The sequence below is a fragment of the Bordetella genomosp. 12 genome (genome assembly GCF_002261355.1).
Classification (GTDB): Bacteria; Pseudomonadota; Gammaproteobacteria; order Burkholderiales; family Burkholderiaceae_B; genus Bordetella.
The window spans coordinates 1,115,874-1,136,585 of the sequence record NZ_NEVU01000001.1 but is presented as its reverse complement, the minus strand read 5'-3'; the positions used below and the strand labels follow the sequence as shown (position 1 = coordinate 1,136,585).

The window sequence follows — 20,712 nt, the reverse complement described above, 5'->3', positions numbered from 1 at the left end:
ACGCCCACCTTTGCCGGTGGGCGTTTGCTTTTGGGGGCCAGGAGCAGTGGCCGGCCCCGGTTTACTGAAGCTGATCGTCGTCCAGAAAGGACGGCACCGACAGCACCTCGATGCCGTCTTCGGCCAGTTCGGCGCGCTCGTCGGCCGTGGCGGTGCCGCGTATCGGGCGCAGCGCCGCCTCGCCTTCGTGGATGCGGCGGGCTTCGGTCGCAAAGCCGGCGCCGACGTTTTCGGTCTGGCGCAATAGCTCGCGCACTTTACGCATGACTTCGGCCTGCATGGCGGCAGGCGCGGCGGTGGGGGCAGGCGCGGATTGATGCAGGTGCGCCACATTGAGATGCGGCGCCGACAGGCGCTTGGTGATGCTGCCCGAGGCGCAGACCGGACAGCTCAGCAAGCCGCGCGCCTGCTGAGCGTCGTAGTCGTCATGGGAGGAGAACCAGCCCTCGAAGACGTGTCCGTGCTCGCACTCGAGATCGAAAACTTTCAATGCCATGGCGGATAGATGGAGAATCCAGCCGGAAAAACAAGGGATGACAAAGTCCGGGAGCACGCCCCCGGGAGCATCTCTTTATTTGCGCCGGTTGTTGATGCGCATTTGCTCAGCTTGCAGCGTGTCGATCTGGCGTTGCAACGCACGCAATTGCTGATGCACGTCCTTGTTCTGATCGGTGAGCGCCTGGGTTTCCTGGAGCGACTGTTCCTGGCGCGCCGCCACCTGCTGCTCCTGCTCCTGGCGCAGGGCCTGATCGGCCTGCAAGGAGGCCAGCTCAGCGTTGCGCGCGGCCAGTTGCTGCTCGGCCTGGGTGTACTCGGCCTGCAGGAGGATGCGTTTGATCTCTATGCCGGCCAGCTCCGAGGAGCGAGCGACGAAAGCGCGATAGGTGGACTCGGCCTGGGCGGCGTTGCGGGTTTTGATGACGCGCCAGAAATCCTTGTGCTGGAACAGCACGACGAAATACGTCTGGTCGTCGGGCTTGAACAGCAGGCTGGCGCCGTAGCTGCCGTTATACGCCGTGCGCAATTCGGATACCTGGCGCGACTGGATCAACCCCTGCAACTCGGTGGCGGTGGAGCTGACGCGCGGCGCGGCGGGCGCAGCGGGCGGCGGCGGCGTCACGGCCGTGGTCGCGGCGTCTTTGTCTTCGACCTGTTGCACCACCGGGCGCTCGGCTTGCGGCTGGGTCGTGGCGCAGGCCGCCAGCGCGGACAGGATCGTGCCGGCCATGGCCAGGCGCGTGCCTTTCCCCAGGATATCGATCTTCATTCCTTCCCCTATGCGGTAAGTACCGCACTATAGCAACTAATCGCGAATATTCGTATCCGCGTCCACCCGGAAAATCGGGGCAGAACGCGGTTTGGCGCGGCTAAGCCTCACCCAGCCCGTCGATGGTCTCGCCCTGCGGCTCGCCCAGGCGCAATTTGCGCATTTTTTCCCACAAGACTTTGCGGCTGATGCCCAGATGGTGGGCGGTATCCTGGCGGCGCCAGCCGTTGCTGTCCAGCGCGGCCAGGATGCGTTCGCGCTCGGCACGCTCGGCGCCGGACAGGGCGGCGGCCGGCACCACCGCCGGCGGCGCTTTCACGCCGCCGCCATAGCCGTCGAAAATGCGCGTCAACCGCCCGGCATCCCAGTCCTGTAACTGGCGCCTGACGATGGCCACGCGCTCGGCCAGATTGGACAGTTCGCGCACGTTACCGGGAAACTGCAGGCTTTCCACGCGTTGCAGCACCCACTGCGGCACGTCCTCATGGATGCCCTGCTGCCGCAGCATGGCCTGCAGGAGCGCCCGCTTTTCGGCCGGGCCGCGCGCCTCCAGGTTGGGAATGTGCAGTTCGATGACCGCGAGGCGGTAATACAGATCGGGACGGAACTCGCCCTGCGCCACCAGACTCCGCAAGTCCTTGTTGGTGGCGGCCACCAGCCGGAAGGCCACCGGCACTTCGGTCGTCGAGCCCAGACGCGTCACGGTGCTTTGCTCCAGCACGCGCAGCAGCTTGACCTGCTGATACAGAGGCAGGTCGCCGATTTCATCGAGAAACAGCGTGCCGCCGTGCGCTTGCTCGAAATAGCCCTTGTGCGCACCGACCGCGCCGGTGAAGGCGCCTTTGGCATGGCCGAAGAAATGCGCCTCGAACAGCCCTTCCGGAATCGCGCCGCAATTGACGGCGACAAACGGCCCGGCAGCCCAGGCGGCCGCGTCGTGCAGCAAGCGCGCCACGCGCTCCTTGCCCACACCGGTTTCTCCATGGATGAGCGCATTGGAGCGGCAGTCGGCGAACATCGTGGCTTCGGCCAGCAGGTTCTGCATCGCGGCGGATTCGGCCACCAGCGGCGGCGGCGGCCGGGGGCCGTCGGGGGCGGCCGCGCGCTGCGCGATCCCGGCCACCCGGAACAGCAGACGGCGCAATTCGGCGCCGCTGAAGGCCAGCGGCAAGGTATAGGAGTACTCCGGCGGATAGAAGCGGCGGTCATGGCTGCGCTCCTCGCCCGCGACCCAGACCACGGGGATGCCCTGCGTGGCCAGCCAATCACTGGAGAAACGGCCATCGCCCATGATGGTCACCGACACGACGGCCACGGCCAGCCGCGCCGCGTCGCGGTCGTGCGGCAAGGAGGTCGCCGACGCATCGGCATGTATCACCGTGGCGTCATAGCCCGCCAGGGCACGTTCGGTGCGCAGGGCGATATCGGAGCTGCCCTCCCACACATACACGTCCAGGCCATCGTTGAGCGGGACTTCGCTCATGCTCGCCTCTCAGTAAACAAGCTGCACTCCTTTGCCATCGCAGTCCACGGACAGCATGTGAACATCGGTCAGGCCGACCTTGAGCCCGAGGGTGTCGTTGATCAGCGGCTGCAGCACGGAGGCGCCGACGGCGTCGAGCGCCGGCTGCAGCACCTTGAGCACCAGCCCCACCAGCGCCGTGACGGCGTTGGACGCATTGCCTGCTCCGGGTGCGTTGTTGGGCGTGGTGCTCAGCGCGCTTTTGAGCTGATTGAGGCAGCCCGTTTCGCTGCCCGCGAGATAGCCGCTGCAGGTATTCAGGCCCAGCACGTCCAGCAGGCCATTGAGCAAGCCGCCCACCAGCCCCAGCACCCCGCTGACCACACTGCCCACTCCTTGCAGCAGGCTGGGGATATTGAGCGTTAGCAGGCTGCCCAGGATGTCCAGCGTGGAACCCGTCAGTCCGCCCACAAAGCCGCCCAGGCCGGACGAGGCCTCCTCGATCTGGTTCAGCGCGGCGGTCAGGCGCTTGCCCCGGCAGGACGCATTGTTGGCCGAGCAGACCGTGCTGGCCGTGCCGTTCCAAAGCTGCTGGACCAACTGCGTTTGCGCGCTGGTGGAGGTAAAGGCGGCGTTGCCATTGTTCAGGCTGTTGCCCACGATCAGCGCCAGCAGCGCATCGGTCAGATGCTTGGCCGTCGTGCCGATCGCCAGCGGATTGCCTCCCGGCGGCAGCGTCAGCGTCTGGCCCGCATGGAAATCCGCCTGCCCCGTGGCCGCCAGCGCCGGGACGCTGACTTTGCTGGTACTGAGGCTGGCCAGATTCACCCCCAGCAGGGACAGCTTGAGCAACTGCTGGCTGGCATAACCGTCGTCGCAACTGTATTTCGTGGAAAAAGGCCAGTTGGCATCGGCGCCTGCGGGCGGCCCGCCGATGCACATGCGCATGAGCGATGAGTCCGCCCGCACTGTCGCCAGATCGCGGTTCTGCGCATCCTTGGCGGTGCAAAGGCTGGTGATCGTGCCTTTGCCCGAGACCACGTCCACCGTCAGGGGAATATTGAGCGAGAAACTCAGCAGATTGCCGAGCAGGGAGACGGGCTGCTGGTTGGGCGTGCTGATGCGGAGAAACGTCCGCACCTGGGCGGTGTAGGCTTGCGTGCCGACGCCCCCAATACCGATCGACGGCGGCTCGATGACCCAGGCCTTGGCGCTGATCGTCAACAGATCCAGAATGGGCAGCGACAGGTCGGTCACGACCGCATGATCACCCGTTCCCACGCCTATGGCCGCCGCGAGGAGGTCCAGCGCCCCCAGCTCCACGTTCAAGGCCGAACTGACATCCGGGCCGGTGATGTTGGCGAACAGGCCCGCCACATTGCCGGCCGACCCCAGCGCCAGGGCCAGGTCGGAGGCGCCGACCTTGGTCCGGATGGCATTGAGCAGGCCGACATTGGCCGCGAGCAATTGCTGCTGGCCGGCCACCGTCACCACGGCATCGAGCACATCGCCCAGCAGGCGGGTATTGGCGGCCAGCAGTTGATTGAAGTCGCCCAGCGAAATATTGGCCGGCACCGGAATGCCCAATTGCTTGAGCAGCCCGGCCGGCGTGATCTTGACGTTGGCCAGCCCGGCGTCATAGCCGGCCAGCGAGGTTCCGCCCAGGTCCAGACCGACCTGCTTGAGCAGGTCCGTCAAGACCCCGCCCGTGGTCCGGGCCAGGGTCGTGCCGACCCAGAAAGCGGCCACCGGTTCCGCTGGCCGGGCCGCCACCGCTTCGGCTTGCAGGGTGCGGGCGCTGACATAGGGAAAGAGCGCCGAGACCGGCAGGGTCACTTGCACCCGCACGGCATTCAAGCGCTCGTTGGCCGCGGGCGCGCGCACGAAACGCGGCGCCAGCGCGGCGTTGTCCGGGTCCCAGCGATAGCAGCTCACCTCGGTGGCCAGCAGCGCGTCGGCGTAGCCGCTCAGGTTTTCGCGCACATTGGCCCTGGCCGCCGCGGCGGCCCAGGTGCAGGTGGTGCCATCGAGCATCTGCGCGGCCGTCAACGCGCCCAGGTCGGCGGCTTTCTGCAGCTCGCGTTTGACGTAATAGAAATAGCCGAGCTGCGCGCCCCCCAGAAGGAGGATGCCGACCAGGATGATGAGCGCGGCCGACACCAGAATGGAGCCACGCTGATCCCGGGACCGGTTGCGCCCGTCCATCACCGGCCTACCGGCCCGCGCCCGAGCCGCCGCCCGAGCCGCCCTTGCCGTTGGTCGCGTTGGCGTCGAACCACTGCGGCAGCGGCTGATCGAAACTGTTGAGGTAGCGGCGCCACGCGGCCGTGGCCACCGGCCCCTGCAGCCGCAGGCCCGGGCCGGCGCGGCGGCCGTCGGCCTGCGCCTCCATCAGGGCGCGCGTGACGTCGCCCGGATTTTCCTCCACGAACGCGGTTTGCGCGGGCGCGGCGGGCGGCGGGGCGGCGGCGGGCGTCACGTCCACCTGGCGCACCACGGGCGCCGCGGTCGCCGGCGCAGGGGCGGGTGCGCTGACGGGGGCCGCGGCGGGCGCGCTGACGGGCGCCGGCCCGGTCAACCGGTTTTGCGTTTGCGCCTGGGCGACTGCGCCGATGAGCAGCGCGGGCAGCAAGCAGTACTTCAGGGAGCGGATCACGTCAGAGTCTCCGGGGCGTTATTGCACGAAAGGGGGGTTGCCCAGGCGGTCCAGCAAAGGACGCTGCACCATGGGCATCGCACTGGCGGGTTCGGCGGACACGACCGTGGTCTGTCCCGCGGGCACCGCGCGCACGACGGGCCCGCCCACGCGGGCGGCCTCCTGCGGGGCGGCCGACACGGCTGCCGGCCGGCGTATCTCTGCGGCCAGTTGGTAGACCCGGTTGCGGGCCTGTGAGCTGAGCTGCCCGCGCGTCATGACCTGCTGCGCACCGCCCTCCTCGCCCTGCAAGACCAGCAACAAGGCCAGATTGCCCAGAATGCGCGCGTTGCCGGGATCGAGCTCGGCCGCTTGGCCCAGCGGCAGCCGCGCACCCTGCAGATCGCCGGCGCGCAAGCGGGCATAGCCCAGATCCCCGAGATACTGGGCATCGGTGGGGCGCAGGCTGGCCGCGCGCGCCAGCGCCTGCGCAGCCTGCGCGAAGTCGGAGCGGCCGGCGGCCAGCAGGCCCAGGCCATGCCAGGCTTCGGCCGCCTGCTCGCCGCCGGTCAGGGTGCGATAGAGTTGCTCGGCGCTGTCCGTCTGGCCCGTCATGCGCAGGGCATCCGCCCGCATGACCTGTACTTGCGGCGTCTCGCCATAAGCCTGCCGATAGGCGTCCAGATAGGCGAGCGAAGCGAAGTAGCGCCCGCTTTGCTGGGCTTCGCGTATCACCGACAGCGCCATGGCGGGACGCGAGGCCATCGCGCGCTGGCGATCCGTCTCGTCATTCTTCTGTTGCATCAGCGCCTGCTCCTGCTGCTGTTGCTGCATCAGTTGCCAGGCCGTGTCCACGTTATTGCTGGCGCAGGCCCCCAGGAGCGCGAGCCCCAGGCCTGCCGCCGGAATTTTCCATACCCTCATGCCTAGCCTCCATTGATGCGCGACAGGCCGCGAATCACCGCCAGAAATCCCGCGCCCCCGGTCACGATCAGCAAGGCCGGCAACAACGTGAGCACCATCACCCCGGTCATCTTGACCGTCAGCCGCGCCACATGCGCCTTGAGATCGAGCTTGCGGCGCTCGCGCACACGCTCACTGAAACGCGCCAACGGTTCCTGGACCGCGCCGCCGTGTTTATCCACCTGCACGATGAGCCGGCAGATGGCGGTCAGATCGTCGTTGTCGTAATCGACGGCCAGACGGCCAAGCGACTGCTCGCGGCTGCGTCCGCGCGTGTGCAGTTCCGCCGCATGCCGCAACTCCGCCGCCAGCACCGGCATCACCGTGCGGAAGTCGCTCACCAGCACGTGGATGCTCTGGTCCACCGACAGACCCACGCCCTGCAGCAGGCGCAGCAGATCGATGAGCAGGGGCAGTTCATTTTCAGCCTGCTTGCGGCGTGCGCGCCAGCGGCGCATCAGCCACCATTTGGGCAGCATCCACCCCACCGCGAAACCGAAGAAGAGCGCCACGATCCAGCCCATGAGGCCGTGCCGGCTGAGCACATCGTCCAGCAGCAGCCAGACCAGCACGGGCAGCAGCACGGCCAGCACCGAGCGGCTCATGATGAACAACCCCCGGGCGCGCTGACTGCGGTCGAGAAAACACAGTTCCACCAGGCGACGGTCCTCGGCGGCCAGCAGCGACTCTCCCAGCTTGCCCTGCCCCAGCCGCAAGCCGAAAGTGCTGGCCGCCTGCGTCATGGCCGCCGCTTTTTCGCGCGCGCCCTGAGGCATCGGCGCGGACGGCGCCGCGGAGCCATCGCGCGCGGCGATGGCCCGGTCGATCACCGCGCGGTTGCGGTCCGCCCGGCTGACACGCACCAAGACCGCCACGCTCACCACCAGGCAGGCGATCATCATGGCGATGACCGCGCTGATCAGGAACCAGCGGGCACTCGGGTCGTTGAGCATTGCTTGCATCGGCCCCTCCTCACACGCCACGCGCCATGCGGAACAGGCAATACGTGCCGGCGATCTGCAGGCCCAGACCGCCCATCAGCATCTTGAAGCCCAGCGGGTCGCGCCACATATTCATGAACAGATCGTTGTTGAAGATGATGATGAACAGCGCCAAGCCGATGGGCAGCAGCGACAAAATCCAGGCCGACAGCCGCACTTCGGCCGACAGCGCCACCAGTTCGTCGCGCGCCTGCTCCAGATCGCGCATGAAGGCCGACATGCGTTCGAGCACCTGCTCGCTGCGCCCGCCAAAACGCAGCGCCAGCGAAATCACCGACGACACCAGAAACAGCTCCTGCAGGCCGTACTGGCGCGACACGATGAGCAAGGCGCTGTCGAGTTCCTTACCCGAGCGCGTCAACGCATCGGTACGCTCCAGCACTTCGAGCAGCGGGTCATCGACCGAAGCAATAGCCCCCTGAAACGCCGCGTTGACGCTGTTGCCTATGGTGATGAGCCGCACCACGCCATCCAGAAAGCCGGGCAACTGATTGATCATGCGCCGCCGGCGCTTGTCGGCCTTGCGCCACAGGCGAAAAATGCCCAACAGCAGCAGCAGGGCAAAGGCCGCCACCGCCGAGGCCGCCCCGCCCAGCAGCGCGCCCAGCGCGCCGGCCACCAAGGCCGGCAGCAAGAGAATGACATAGAGTTTGCCGTCCGAACGCTCGCCGGCCAGCAAAAGCATGCGGGCCCACGCGTTGCCGCCTTTGCGGATCGGGCGCAGCAGTTTTTCGGCGGCGCTTTGCGCGCCCGACTTGTCCAGGCGCGACGCCAGAAACGCCGACGTGGCCGAACGGCGCTCGCCGGCGCTGGCGCGGCGCAGCAACAGAAACGCGCCGGCAGCCAACACCAGGGCCGCGCCCAACAGGGCCAGGGCCGCCATCATCGCCGCCGGCCCCAGAAGCCGCTGGCGCCCGGCGCGGGCTCGGGGTCATCGGGCGCCAGCGTCGCGCGCATCTCGGCCCAGGCGCGCGCCAGCTTCGGGGTGTGCGGATTGATGCCCAGCCCGACCCAGTTGTCTTTATCTTCCCCGTCGGGCGCCAGGAAAGACTCGTAGCGGTAGAGCTCCTGCGTGGCGATGACGTTGTCGCCCATGCCCGTGACCTCCGTCACGGAAATGACGCGGCGCTTGCCATTGGGCAGGCGGCCGATCTGGATGATGAAATCCAGGGCGCTGGCGATCTGGCGCCGCAGGCTGTCCTCGCTGCCCTGAAACCCGGCAAAACCGGCCAGCATCTCGATACGGTAGAGACACTCCCGCGGCGAGTTGGCGTGGATCGTGGCCATGGAGCCTTCGTGCCCGGTGTTCATGGCCTGCAGCATGTCCATCACTTCGGCGCCCCGGACCTCGCCCACCACCACCCGGTCAGGCCGCATGCGCAGGCTGTTGCGGATGAGATCGCGGATGCTGATGGCGCCGGCGCCGTCAAAACCGCCCTGGCGCGACTCCAGGCGCACCACGTGCGGGTGGTTCAGCGACAGCTCGGCCGTGTCCTCCACCGTGACGACGCGTTCGCTCTCCGGGATGAAAAATGCCAAGGCATTGAGCAGCGACGTCTTGCCCGAACTGGTGCCGCCCGACACCAGCACGTTGCACCGATGCTTGACGGCCAGGCTGAGCAGCCGGTGGATCTCTTCATTGAAGGTGCCCAGCACCAGCAGATCGGTGGGCTTGAGCGGGTCCTGGCGGAACTTGCGGATGGACACCATGGGCCCGTCGACGGCCAGCGGCTCGATGACCACATTCAGCCGCCCGCCATCGGGCAGCCGCGCATCCACCATGGGGCTGGATTCATCCAGCCGGCGCCCCAACGGTGCCAGGATGCGCCGCACGATGCGCAGCACATGCTGGTTGTCGGTAAAGCGCAGGCTCTCGCGCGCCAGCACGCCGCGGCGCGAGACGAACACATTGTTGTAGCCGTTGATGAGTACATCCTCGACCGCCGGATCGGCCAGCAGGTCCTCCAGCGGCCCCAGGCCGGCCAATTCCTTGGTCAGCGCGCTGCTGATGTGGGCCAGTTCGGCTTCGTTGAGCGCCAGACGCCGCAGGCGCGCGAAACCCGCCACCTCGATCTCGACGAACTCCTGAATGGCGGCGCGTGTCCAGCGGCCGAACTCCGCCCCCAGCTCTTCGATGCGCGACAGCAAATGCTCGTAGGCCTGGCTTTTGACGTCCTGGAATCGCTGCGAGCCGGCGAACTCATCCGCCGCTTCGCCGTTGCCGAACTCCATCGATGCCGACATGATCATGGTGGTCGTTTCCTTCAGTGCAGCATCATGCGTTTGTGAACGCCGGGCAGCCAGGCAGCCAGCCAGCCCTGGCGCGCGCCGGGCGCCATGCGCTCGGCCAGCATGAGGTCGACCAATCCCTGGACGGCTCGCACATAGATGTCGCGCTCGGCCTGCTGGTAGAGCAGGCGGCCCTGGTTGGTGCACAGCATCAGCGGCATGGTGCGATCCGGCAGGGTGCCGGCCAGCGCCAGGCCGAAACGCTCGGCGATTTGCATCGAAGTCATCCCATAACGTTCGTCATAGCGGTTGACCACCAGCTTGATCGTGTCGCGCTGCACATGCTGCTGCTCCAGCTCCTGCAGCACGCCCGCCAGCGACACGAGGGAACTGACGCTCTGGTCCGTCACCAGCCAGACTTCCTGGGAGCTGCGCGCCAGCTTGGCGGTGAAGTCCGGATTGGCCAGGCCGCCGGCGTCGGTCACCAGAAAGCCATAGTGCTGCCGCAGACGCTCGAACAGCGAGAGCGAATCGGCCGGCGAGAGCGCACGCACCTGGGCCATATCGCGCGGCAGGGTCATGGCGCTGATTCCAGCCGGCGTATGCGCCACGGCCGAACTGAGCAGGGTGCCGTCCAGGCGGCGCAGATTGCGCACGGCCTCGGCGAAATCGAAATCGCTGTTGATATTCAGATAGAGCAGGCAGTCGCCGATGGGCCAGCCCAGATCCAGCACGCACACCCGCTCGTTGAGCGGCAACTGCGCGGCCATGAGTTCGCCCTTGCCATGCGGCTTGGCGCCCTGGGTGCTCTGCCGCGAGAGCGCGACCTGGGCCAGATGCTGCTGGGCCAGCCCGGCGGCATGCACGGCCAGCGTGCTCGCGCCCACGCCCGGGCGCGCGCCCAACACCAGCACGCTGCGATGCGCGCCGCCGCCCCCGGCGGCTTGCCGGCAATCGGCCAGCAGGCGCTGCACCACCGCCCTGACCTCTTCCGGCGAGACCGAAGGATCGACAAAATCGCTGACGCCGGCACGCAGGGCGGCGATGGCGCCGTCGGGCTGAGACAGATAACCGACCGCCACGCGCGGCAACGACGGCGCCACGCGCATGAGCACGCGCGCCATGTCGGCCGCCATCAGCAGCTTGCCCGGGTCGGCCTGCCCGCCGGTGAAGTCCAGAAAGATCACCTGCGGGTTGATCTCCGCCAGGCGCTGGGCCAGCACGTCCAGCGAGGGCGATTCCTGGGTCAGCATGCCGAGGTCGCCGACGGCCTGTCCCAGTTGCTGCGCCACGCCGTTGTCACTTGAGCAGAACAGAAAGCAGTTGGCCTTATCGAGGCCAACCCATTCTCGGGCGTGAGTTTTCATATCATTCACTGTGAAAAACCCGGCATTTGCTGGCCGCCCATGGGGCCGAGCAGGTAATACCCCCAGGCATTGAAGCCGGAGTCGGTCAGTTCCTGGCGCGCGCCGGGGAGCGGCAGGGTGACGCCGCGAGCGATGGGCCGGACCAGACGGGGGGTGACGACGATGACCAGTTCGTTGTCCTCTTGCGAGTACTGCACATTGCGGAAGAACGCGCCGATGATGGGCAGATCGCCCAACAGCGGGATCTTGCTGACATTGGCCTTGGTCTGGCGCGATACCAGGCCGCTGATGAGAAAGCTCTCGCCGTCGCCCAGCTCCACCATCGTGTCGGCGCGCCGCGTGCGCAGCGCCGGAATGATGGTGGTGGTGTTATTGGCGTTCACGATGGTCGTGCCATTGGTGTAGTCCAGCTCGCTGGCCTCGGGCGCGACTTTCAGGGCAATGCGTTCGCGCGAGATGACGGTGGGCGAGACGGTCAAGCCGATGCCGAAGGGCTTGTAGGTCACGTTCTGCGTGCCCAGGCCGCCCGATTCCGGCACGGGGATTTCGCCGCCCGCAAGAAAGCTGGCGCTCTGGCCCGATAGGGCCAGCAGGGTGGGTTCGGCCAACACCCGCGCCAGGCCATTGCTTTGCAGCAATTGCAGCGTGGCGTTGAAGTCGCGGCTGCTGTAGCTGAGCGACCCCAGAAAGCCGCCGGTCAGATCCGGCAGCAGGCTCACGCCGCCATTGACGCGCGAGCCGCCCGCGTTAAAGCTCACGCCGATGTCTTTCATGACCGTGCGCGATACCTCGACCACCTTGACCTCGACCTGGACCACGCCACTGGTGTTGATCTGCGAAACGTCGACCACCTGCTTGTCGCCCCCGGCCGCTTCGACCGCGCCGCGATGCGCCTCGGCCGACGGCGCCAGGCCGCTGACCAGCCCCCGGTCGCCGGCCCGGTCCACGAAAGCGCCCGGCTGCACGCCGCGCGCGGCCAGCGCAGCCTGCACATCGGACGCCACGCGCACCACCCACACCTGAGGATCGCGCTGACCGCGAGCCCAGATGCGCAGTTCGGTGCTGCCGGGCTTGCGCCCGATGATGATGACTTCACCGGCCCGGTTCGGGCCCGGCACCAGGACTTTGACATCCGCGACCTCGGGGTCGGCCACGGCGATGCGCGCCGGCGTCGAGGCCAGGCGCAAGGGCTCCTGGCCCTTGACCGCCACGATGATTTCACCCGGCACGGCCGCAGGCGCGGCGGCGGCCGGTGGCGCGTTCTGAGCCTGAACGGCCACGACCGGCCACGCGGCCATCACGGCCAAGACCAAGGTCCATTTTCCTGCGGTGCGAGCGGTAGTCATGCGCGTTTTCACATCAAGGTTCGAAGAGACCATCATCAATAAGCCACGTTCTGTACCGTCGAGCCGCGCAGCACCTCGACGCTGCGCCCGCCGCCCGTGGCCGGCGCGCGCGCGATGGGCTGGGCTGGGGCGGGCGGCCCGGCCAACTGGCTCAGGCCATCCCCGGCGAAAGCCATGTTCACGCCGTCGTGAACGGCGGCTTTCTGCTGCGGTGTCAGGTTGGCGCGCGGGGCCAGTACGGGCGTGCGCGCCACGAACAAGCTGGGATCGGGCACGGCGGTATCCTCGGGCGAGCGCAGCGCCAGTTGCAGCTTGCCGCTGCGCGCGGCCAGCAACAATTCGTTGACCTGGGCCACCGGCACGGCCAGCATGGCGTTGCGCGCCACCGGCGCGGGGTTGCCCGAGCCGCCGCCAGCGGCGCGCTCCGGTTCGGCCGGACCGTCCACCGAATCGCGGCCATAGGCCAACACCTTGACCCGCGATTGCAGCAGCCGCATCTGCGAGCCGGACACTTCGGGACCGCGTTCGATCATCATGAAGACATCGATCAGATCACCGGGACGGATACGATTCTGAGCACCCACGATTTCATCGACCGGGATGGTGATGGCGCGCTCACCGGGCTCCAGATGCGCGGCCAGCCCCTTGGCCAGCACATAGGGCCCCACGGGCTGGCCCTTGGCCACCGCCTGGCGCAAGGTGTGTCCCGTCACCAGGCCGGGCTCGGCCACCGCGATCTCCGGCGCCGTAGGCCATTGCGCGATCTCCAGCATGTCTTCGCTCAGGCGCGTGCCGGCCTCCAGATCCTTGCTGGCCACCACCACAGCCAGCGTTTTCCCGACCGGGGCCGGCGCGCTCTGCACGACGGGCGGCGGCGGCGGCGGCGCTTCGCGCATCGCCAGCCGGACCGCCAGATAGCCCAGCGCCAGGGCCACCAACAAGAAGAACACGGCGGCGATTTTGGTCAGACTGTTCATGGCGTCACATCCTGCGGAATCTGCACAACGGCCCAGGCATGGAGCGTGCTGGGGAACCAGGGATTGGAGGAAAAGGCCGCGGCCAGGGTATTCATGGTGGCCAGCAGGGGCCAGGCGTTGGCGTTATACGAAACCGAGATGCGTGCGCAACGCGGCGCGGCGCCCGCCGCATCCGTCCAGGAGCAGGGCTGCAATTGCGTGGCGCATTGGATGCTCATCCAGGACGCCTCCTGGCGCGCGGCGACGCAGGCTACCGCCGCGCTGCTCACGCCGGTGCGAAAACCCGTTTGCAACAGCGCCTGGGCGCCCTCGCCGGCCGCCTTGGTGACTTTCTGCTGCGCCCAGAACCAGGCGCCATAACCGGCGATGGCCACCACCAGCATGAGCAGCAGGATGAGGGTGATGGCAAATTCGATGGCGGCCGCGCCGCGCTGCTGCCGCGCAGGCATATGACGCATCTCAGCGGCCCTCCAGCGAACCGCCCAGGCGCACCGAGGCGCGGGCGGCCAACTGCGCGGGCAGCCAGGGCAGAATGCCCGGCAACACCGGCACCAGCGGCCCTGCGCTGTAGGGATAGCGCACCAGGACTTCGAGTTGATCGGGATCCAGCGCGGCGCCGCTGCAGGCGCCCTCGCCTTGCACGAGTCCGCCCGCCCCGCAGACCGCGATGCTGGCGTCGGCGCGGCCCATGCTCTGCACCCAGGACAATTGCCGCAGGGCTTCGCTGCGCGCCTGCTGCGCCCGCACGCCCATGGCGTCGGCGCTTTGCCAGCGCAGGGCGATGCGCGCGCCTTCCTCCGCGGCGTAATTGACCGACTGCTGGGCCGCGAAAATCAGGCCCCAAGTCAGAATGCCGTAAACCACCAGGAAGAACACCAGGAACACCAGGGCGAACTCGACGGCATAACTGCCAGACTGAGCGCGACCAGGGCCAGATAGCCGGCGTAGGGCACGCCGCGCCGGGCGCGGCGCGGATGGCGCAACACGCCCCATGCCTGGGCGAGCGCGTGCAGGCCCGCCGGCACGCTGGCCAGCAACACCACCATCAACCAGGGCATCAACCCCAGCCACAGGCCGATGACGGCCAGATACTTGACGTCGCCCGCGCCCATCAGACGCAGACGCCAGAACACGATGAACAACAGCCCCAGGGCGAACGGCAGCCAGGCATCGAGCCAGCCGCGCGGACCACTGGCCGGCCAGGTTCCGCTCAGGCTGTGCGCAATCAGCCAGGCCAGTTGCGCCAGAGCAGCCAGCGAAACCAGCCAATTGGGCACGCGCCGCCACCCCAGGTCGTACACCACGACCGCAGCGTTGAAGGCGAGCCAAGCCATCCACCACGCATTCTCCTTCAACAAGGCAATACTCCCGTCGTTGATCAACGGCATCAAGGCGAGACAGGCCCGAAAGCATCCCGGGCGTTACTACCGCGATGAGGGCCCTCGGGCCCTCATCGCGTCAAACGGGTACGACCGTCGGTTATCAGGACGATAGCTATCTAATTGTTGGTCTGGGTACTGCCGCCCGAACCGCTGTCGGCGGCGACGTTTGTCAGTGCGCCATTGATACGATTGAACAGGCCATTGAGTCCGCCGCTCACCGCTGTCAGCCCGCCAATGATCACCACCGCGATCAAGCCCGCGATCAGGCCATACTCGATGGCGGTCGCGCCGTCCTCGTCACGCCAGAAAGAAGAGAGTTGCGCCAACATAGACACCTCCGAAAGCAAGAAAACAGGTACTGCACAGGTTGAATGAACGCGCCGGTCTCCCGAGCGCTGCCACTAACCCCACCGGCATTGCGGGCAGGGGTCCTTCTTGAACCGGTTCAACAACGGCCTGTCTGCGGCCTCGCGCTCAGACCACGGGTCTGGCGGGCCGCGCGGCGCCCAGCAGGTCATCGACCCGCGCCGCCATGCGCAACTGATATCGTCTGTAGCTACGGTGCATCTGCCAACGCATCGCAATCAAAATCGTCACCGCGCCGAAGAAGGCGACATAGGGCAAGGAGGCTCCGCCCACCTGTCCGGCCTGCCCCGGGCCCAGCGGGGTGCTGCAGATCACCACGCCGGCGGCCGCCCCCGTGTAATGCATGCCGCAGATGGCCACGGCCATCACCACCGCGGCGGCCACGCGCTGACCTTCACGCTGCACGTTGAATGCCAGCCAGATCGCCACCGTGGCCGCCAGGATGGCGATCACCACCGACAGCACGACCAGGGAGCTGTTCCAGCGAAAGACGGCGGGCATGCGCATGGCGCTCATACCGATGTAATGCATGGCGGCCACGGCCAAGCCCACCGCCACGCCGGCCAGCAGGCAGCGCAGCAAGGAAAAGGGTTTGCCGCCCACATAGAGAAAGGCCGCGCCGGAAAAACCGATCGCCACCAGGGCGCTCAGAATGGTCGGCCAGAGGCTGTAGGTCACATCGAAGGGCAAATACTGCGCCTGCATGCCGATAAAATGCATGCCCCAGATGCCGATGCCCCCCATCGCCACCGCGCCCACCACGGCAAAACCCCGCCAGCTGTCGCCATACTGCACATTCAGCCGAATTCTGGCCGCTGCGCTTAATGCAACATAAGCTCCCAGAAAGGCGACGACAAATGACAATGCCACCAGCGCCATCTGGAAAGAGAGCGGAATTACATCACCCGGATTCATCAACGCTCCGCAGTAAATTCGCCTCGAGAACCAGCAATAAGTAAATCACTGCCACCTCTCCCGATATATCTGGCCGCAACTTTTGCGCCCAAAAATTACTGCAATTTTTGTTTTGAAATGTTTATCTAGTCTTATCTATTAACATTCGCTTTACATCCGGGTTTTCCCTGATATTCGTACTATTGCGACAAGAGAAGTGCTACCGACATTCTCATTTTTGGCAATAAACAGCATTTATTGGAAAATATACTGGGGAGATACACAGCGCCGCGGCGGCGCTCAGCTGATGCGATGCAACAATCGCAATCTTAGTGATGGGGTTTGCACACATTGATACGGCGAAATGTTGCTGGCAATATGCGACGGATAACGTGGCAACCACGATCCGACAATAATCCTCAGCGCCGAGCGCCCTTTCTCCCGACAAGCCCGCATCGATGAAGCCTTTCGTTCTCGGCAGTTTGCTGATTCCGTTCAGCCTGGTATTTATTTCGCCTCATGCCCGAGCCGATGGCCCGCTGCGCGGCAATCCGGTCGATGCCTTGCCCCCCATCGAGCGCCCGCCGGTGGCTGCGCCGCAAACGCCCGTGGCCCCTACCCCCGAGCAACAAGCCGTGGCGGCAAGGCTGGCGCAGCATATTGTTCCGCGCCATTTCGATGTCTCCGGCGTCAAAACCCTGCCGTTCGAGGAGGTCTCGGCGTTTCTGACGCCGCTGGCCGGCAAGGACATTACCGTCGCCCAATTGGTGGCCGAGGTCGACAAAATCACGGCGCTGTACCGGGAACGGGGTTATCCGCTGTCTTTTGCCCTGGTCCAGAATCAGGATTTTGCCAACGGCCTGGTGGTCGTCACCATCGTCGAGGGGTATATCGAGAACGTCCGCATCGAGGGCGACATCGGTAATGCCCAGCGCCGGTTGGAAACGCTGGCCGAGCCCTTGCTGCAGGAAAAGCCACTGACCCAGCGCACGCTCGAGCGGGTGCTCAACCTGATGCGCACGGTGCCGGGGGTGTCGTTCACGCCGACGCTCGACCTGCCCAAGCGCGCCAATGGCGCCACGGAGCTGAGCCTGAGCGCCACACGCAAGAAATTCACGGGCAATGGCGGCATCGCCGACATGGGCACCGGCATGCAGCCCATCGTCAACGTCGGGGCCAACAGCCTTACGCCGCTGGGCGAGCAAGTGCGCCTGACGGCCAGCGTGCCCTTGAACACCGACGACGTGCGCTACTTTTCGGCCGATGTCCGGGTGCCGGTCGGCAACGATGGCTGGGCCGTCAAGGTCGACGGCTATCACTATCAGGCCAAGCCGCGTGATGAAGCCATCCAGTATCTGGGCTTTGACCGCAAGGTGACGACCGATCGGATCGGCGTGGGCGTGAGCTATCCCCTGCTGCTGAACAACCGCCGTTCGCTCACCGCCAGCCTGGGCGCGTACGCGACCAACTCCAAGGACCGCTACGATCAGCATCACAGCGACAACTGGCTGCGCGAAGACTCCCGCGTGCGCGCCGCGGCCGCGGAACTGCGCTATCTCGATGTGCTGCCGCAGCGTTCGACCGATGCGACAGTGAGCGTGTCCAAAGGCGTCGACAGCATGGGCGCCCGCGCCAAGATCACCAGCAACTATGGTTATACGGCCACGCCGCTCACGGACCTGGATTTCACCCGCTGGAATCTGAGCCTGCGCCAGGCGTTCACGCTGCCGGCCCAGTTCGGCCTGGTGTTCAGCGGCGCGGGGCAATACAGCAGCGATATTCTGCCCTCTTCCGAACAGGTGTCATTCGGCAGTTGGCGTTATGGCATGGGCTATCCGCAAGGCGAGATCAGCGGCGACAAAGGCCTGGGGCTGTCGGCGGAAGTCAACCGGCGCTTTAATATCGGCTACAAGTATGTGCAGGCCGTGCAGCCCTACGCGCTGGTCGATTATGCGCGCAGCTGGTACAACAACCCAGCTCTCAAACCGGTCAATCCCAAACATCTTTCGTCGGTCGCGCTGGGTTTCCGGATTACCGACGACAAGTACTACCTGTTTGACTTCAATATCGCCAAGCCGGTCGGCGCGGTTACCGCCAACGATCGTGACCGCGATGTGCGGTTTAATGCCAATTATTCCCTGTTCTACGATGCCTTCTGAAATGAGCGGCGTTACGTAACGCCGGACGTAACGTTCGACGTAACATCGGGGGAATATCGTGGAATAACCACATTCACAGCAGGCCTGCTTTCGCAAAAAGCAGGCCTTTTTTTATCCCGCGATACCTGCAATAAGTCTCGCAAGCCATTGATATATATATGCTTTAAAAATCCGCAATTCAGCCAACAACCAATATCAGGGATAATCCGTAAAAACTTGGCATGAATCCTGCGTATGGAAAGGCATCGGGCGGCAAACGGCCTGAACCCCCATCCAAAGGAGCACGTCATGCAAGAGAAGACTCAGACTCGCCGCGAACCCTCCCGGCTTGCACTTTCCCTGATGAGCGTCGTGGTGCTGGCGGCTCTGACCGCCTGCGGTGGCGGCGGTGGCGGCAGCCATTCGGCCAGCGCCGGTCCCGGCCTGGGCGGCGATACGGGCGGCACGGGCGGCACCGGGGGCGGAAATAATAATGGCGGGGGCAACGGCGGGGAAAATCCCAGCACGCCGCCCACGAATACGACCTCGGCCGGTCTGCTGCAAACCACGCTGGGCGGCACCGGCAGCGCCGTCGATAATGCGCTGCCGCTGAATACCGAGGCGGCGCTGGGCGGTATCGGCAAGGCGCTGGACCCTACCCTCCAGCCGGTCGTGGCCACGGTTGAAAACCTCACCCAAACCCTCGGCAGCACCACCGGACTGGGCCAACCCGTTGCGGCCACGCTCAACTCCGTCGGCGGCTCCGTCAGCGATCTGGGCGATACGCTGTCGGCCAGCGGCCTGCCAGGCGGTCTGAGCACCGGGCTGGGTGGACTGGTCAGCGGCCTGGGCGACACGGTCAGCAGCGTCGACGGCCTGCTGGTCGCCGACCCGGCCAATCCCAATCCGCTGACCAAGGTGGCCAAGAACGCCACGGGCGCGGTGGGCGCGCTCACCGCCGGCCTGACCGGCGACGGCGGCCTGCTGCAGCCCGTCACGCAGGCGGTCGCAGGTCTGACCGGCAGCGTGCTGAGCCCCTCGCAAGGCGCGCTGCTCGAACCGGCCCTGAACAACACCGGGAAGGCGGCCGACAACGTGCTGCCGCTCGGCCTGCAGTCCGCGCTCAGCGCCGTGGGTGAAGGGCTCGACCCCACCGTGGCGCCGGTCGCGGCGACCGTCACCAATCTGACGCAAACGGTGGGCGCCACGACCACGCTGGGCACCCCGGTCTCGGGCCTGCTGTCCAGCGTCGGCGGCACCATCGCCGGCGCCGGCGGCTCGTTGGGCGGCAATGTGCCGATCGGCGGCCTGGACGGCGTACTGCAAGGCGTGGGCAACGCGGTCGCGCATGCCGGCGGGCTGGTCAAGGCCGACGCCAGCAATCCCAATCCCCTGGGCGCGGTGCTGAAGGACGCCACTGGCGCGGTCGCTTCCCTGACCGGCGGCCTGGGTCTGGGCGCCAGCACGGGCGGCCTGCTCTCGCCCATTACCGGCGGCCTGCTGGGCGGCGTGACGGGTGGCGCGGCCAATGGCGGTCTGCTCTCGCCGGTGACCGGGCTGCTCAATGGCGTGACGGGCGGCACGACCGGCGGGGCCACCGCCAATACCGGCCTGCTGGGCGGCTTGCTGGGCGGACTCACCGCCAGCGCCTCCGGCAGCGGCTCGGCCGGCGGCACCGCCAGCGGGGGTTTGCTGGGCGGCGTGCTCGGCGGCGTAACCGGCGCGGCCAACAATGCCACCGGCACGGTGGCCAGCGGCGGGCTGCTCGGCGGCGTGCTGGGCGGCAATAGCGCCGGCGGCCTGGTCGGCGGCGTGGTCACCACCGTGACCACGACCGTGGCGACGGTCACGGGAGCCGCCACCGCTACCACCACGGGCAGCGCCAGCGCCGGCAACGGCGGCCTGCTCGGGGGTCTGCTTGGCGGCCTGAACGTCAGCGGCAGCGCCGGCGGCACGTCCACCGGCTCGGCCAACGGCGGACTGCTGGGCGGCCTGTTGGGCGGACTGGGCGGCAAGAAGTAACTCAACCGGAACCAGGCCTTTGCCGGAGCAACGCCATGTTCGAAGCAGACCGTATCGTCATCGAAGAGCGTCACAGTGTCGCCGACCTCAGCAAGTTCGAGGAGCCGCCTGCCGCGCAATCTGGGGCCGTGGCTGACATCGCCGCGATTCTGAGCCAGCAACTGGCGGTCTACGCGACCGCCAGCCAGGCCGCCGTCGCCGAAAGGCTTGGCCTGTCCGTCACGGAAATCAAGGCGCTGGAACTGGTGCAGGAGCTCGAATCCCTGCCCACCGGCCAGTTAGGCCAGTTGCTGGGTATCAGCTGGGGCGGCGCGACCGCCTTGATCAACCGGCTGGAAGCCGCGGGGTTCGTGCAACGGGGACGCCATCCGCTGGACCGGCGCGTCATCGTGATCCACCCGGTGGCGGAACGCTGCCAGGCCTTGGTGCAGGCCCGCCAGGCCGTGCTGGAGGAAGTGCACTTTCTGAGCCGCCAGTTCGACCCGCAGCAGATGCGGACCGTTCAGGCATTTCTGTTGCAGTATGTCCGCAGTCTGCGGCACGACACGCAGGTTTGGTTGCAGGCCCGCAGCGGCCGCGACCTGATGGACGTGTGAGTGTGAGTCGCCCCGCGCATGGCCCTGACACCAGCCGCCGCGGGGCGGCTTTTTTTTGGCTGTGCGC

At 66.7% G+C, this 20,712-nt stretch carries 20 protein-coding genes; 3 read left to right on the top strand and 17 right to left on the bottom strand.

All coding sequences use genetic code 11. From position 1 onward, the window contains the following. Positions 1 to 61: 61 nt before the first annotated feature. The 17 genes from CAL22_RS05320 to CAL22_RS05240 form a co-directional block, all read right to left on the bottom strand. Positions 62 to 496 (bottom strand): DUF1178 family protein, encoded by a 435-nt coding sequence (locus CAL22_RS05320; protein ID WP_094810964.1) that lies wholly within the window; start codon positions 494 to 496, stop codon positions 62 to 64. Between the two features lie 75 nt (positions 497 to 571). Beyond that, positions 572 to 1,267 carry a DUF2968 domain-containing protein gene (locus CAL22_RS05315; protein ID WP_094810962.1) on the bottom strand — a complete coding sequence of 232 codons (696 nt, stop codon included), beginning with the start codon at positions 1,265 to 1,267 and terminating at the stop codon, positions 572 to 574. A gap of 100 nt (positions 1,268 to 1,367) precedes the next feature. Beyond that, positions 1,368 to 2,750: a sigma 54-interacting transcriptional regulator gene (locus tag CAL22_RS05310; protein WP_094810960.1), complete on the bottom strand. Its 1,383-nt coding sequence runs from the start codon at positions 2,748 to 2,750 to the stop codon at positions 1,368 to 1,370. Positions 2,751 to 2,759: 9 nt separating this feature from the next. Then, positions 2,760 to 4,934 (bottom strand): TadG family pilus assembly protein, encoded by a 2,175-nt coding sequence (locus CAL22_RS05305; protein WP_094810958.1) that lies wholly within the window; start codon positions 4,932 to 4,934, stop codon positions 2,760 to 2,762. A 7-nt stretch (positions 4,935 to 4,941) separates the two neighbouring features. After that, positions 4,942 to 5,385, bottom strand: coding sequence for a DUF3613 domain-containing protein (locus CAL22_RS05300; protein ID WP_432264288.1), 444 nt, complete (start codon positions 5,383 to 5,385; stop codon positions 4,942 to 4,944). Positions 5,386 to 5,403: 18 nt separating this feature from the next. Beyond that, positions 5,404 to 6,288: a tetratricopeptide repeat protein gene (locus CAL22_RS05295; RefSeq protein WP_208621879.1), complete on the bottom strand. Its 885-nt coding sequence runs from the start codon at positions 6,286 to 6,288 to the stop codon at positions 5,404 to 5,406. Positions 6,289 to 6,290: 2 nt separating this feature from the next. Beyond that, a complete protein-coding gene (locus tag CAL22_RS05290) occupies positions 6,291 to 7,289 on the bottom strand; it encodes a type II secretion system F family protein (protein ID WP_094810956.1) in 999 nt (332 codons plus the stop codon). Between the two features lie 10 nt (positions 7,290 to 7,299). Then, entirely contained in the window at positions 7,300 to 8,211 is a 912-nt protein-coding gene (locus CAL22_RS05285; RefSeq protein ID WP_094810954.1) for a type II secretion system F family protein, read from the bottom strand. After that, positions 8,211 to 9,578 (bottom strand): CpaF family protein, encoded by a 1,368-nt coding sequence (locus CAL22_RS05280; protein ID WP_094810952.1) that lies wholly within the window; start codon positions 9,576 to 9,578, stop codon positions 8,211 to 8,213. The genes CAL22_RS05285 and CAL22_RS05280 overlap by 1 nt, the downstream gene beginning before the upstream one ends. Before the next feature lie 14 nt (positions 9,579 to 9,592). After that, positions 9,593 to 10,933, bottom strand: coding sequence for a pilus assembly protein CpaE (locus CAL22_RS05275; RefSeq protein ID WP_094810950.1), 1,341 nt, complete (start codon positions 10,931 to 10,933; stop codon positions 9,593 to 9,595). Then, on the bottom strand, positions 10,930 to 12,222 hold the full coding sequence (locus CAL22_RS21200; RefSeq protein ID WP_244193802.1) for a type II and III secretion system protein family protein: 1,293 nt from the start codon (positions 12,220 to 12,222) through the stop codon (positions 10,930 to 10,932). The genes CAL22_RS05275 and CAL22_RS21200 overlap by 4 nt, the downstream gene beginning before the upstream one ends. An 83-nt stretch (positions 12,223 to 12,305) precedes the next feature. After that, on the bottom strand, positions 12,306 to 13,247 hold the full coding sequence (cpaB, locus tag CAL22_RS21195; protein ID WP_208621877.1) for a Flp pilus assembly protein CpaB: 942 nt from the start codon (positions 13,245 to 13,247) through the stop codon (positions 12,306 to 12,308). Next, positions 13,244 to 13,705, bottom strand: a complete 462-nt coding sequence (locus CAL22_RS05260; RefSeq protein ID WP_094810946.1) for a TadE/TadG family type IV pilus assembly protein — start codon at positions 13,703 to 13,705, stop codon at positions 13,244 to 13,246. The genes cpaB and CAL22_RS05260 overlap by 4 nt, the downstream gene beginning before the upstream one ends. Before the next feature lies 1 nt (position 13,706). Next, the gene (locus tag CAL22_RS05255; protein ID WP_208621876.1) at positions 13,707 to 14,132 is read right to left on the bottom strand and encodes a TadE/TadG family type IV pilus assembly protein; all 426 of its coding nucleotides are present in this window, start codon (positions 14,130 to 14,132) and stop codon (positions 13,707 to 13,709) included. Further along, positions 14,093 to 14,581, bottom strand: a complete 489-nt coding sequence (locus tag CAL22_RS05250) for a prepilin peptidase (RefSeq protein ID WP_244193786.1) — start codon at positions 14,579 to 14,581, stop codon at positions 14,093 to 14,095. The genes CAL22_RS05255 and CAL22_RS05250 overlap by 40 nt, the downstream gene beginning before the upstream one ends. A gap of 164 nt (positions 14,582 to 14,745) precedes the next feature. Next, positions 14,746 to 14,958, bottom strand: coding sequence for a Flp family type IVb pilin (locus tag CAL22_RS05245; protein ID WP_094810942.1), 213 nt, complete (start codon positions 14,956 to 14,958; stop codon positions 14,746 to 14,748). Positions 14,959 to 15,103: 145 nt separating this feature from the next. Further along, complete coding sequence (locus CAL22_RS05240) at positions 15,104 to 15,910, bottom strand: MHYT domain-containing protein (protein WP_094810940.1); 807 nt, start codon at positions 15,908 to 15,910, stop codon at positions 15,104 to 15,106. Between the two features lie 437 nt (positions 15,911 to 16,347). Between CAL22_RS05240 and CAL22_RS05235 the strand changes: the two genes are divergently transcribed. The 3 genes from CAL22_RS05235 (at position 16,348) to CAL22_RS05225 (ending at position 20,645) form a co-directional block, all read left to right on the top strand. Beyond that, positions 16,348 to 18,048: a ShlB/FhaC/HecB family hemolysin secretion/activation protein gene (locus CAL22_RS05235; protein WP_094810938.1), complete on the top strand. Its 1,701-nt coding sequence runs from the start codon at positions 16,348 to 16,350 to the stop codon at positions 18,046 to 18,048. A 288-nt stretch (positions 18,049 to 18,336) separates the two neighbouring features. Continuing rightward, positions 18,337 to 20,049 carry a collagen-like triple helix repeat-containing protein gene (locus CAL22_RS05230; protein WP_094810936.1) on the top strand — a complete coding sequence of 571 codons (1,713 nt, stop codon included), beginning with the start codon at positions 18,337 to 18,339 and terminating at the stop codon, positions 20,047 to 20,049. Between the two features lie 35 nt (positions 20,050 to 20,084). Then, the gene (locus tag CAL22_RS05225; protein ID WP_094810934.1) at positions 20,085 to 20,645 is read left to right on the top strand and encodes a MarR family winged helix-turn-helix transcriptional regulator; all 561 of its coding nucleotides are present in this window, start codon (positions 20,085 to 20,087) and stop codon (positions 20,643 to 20,645) included. Positions 20,646 to 20,712 lie beyond the last annotated feature (67 nt).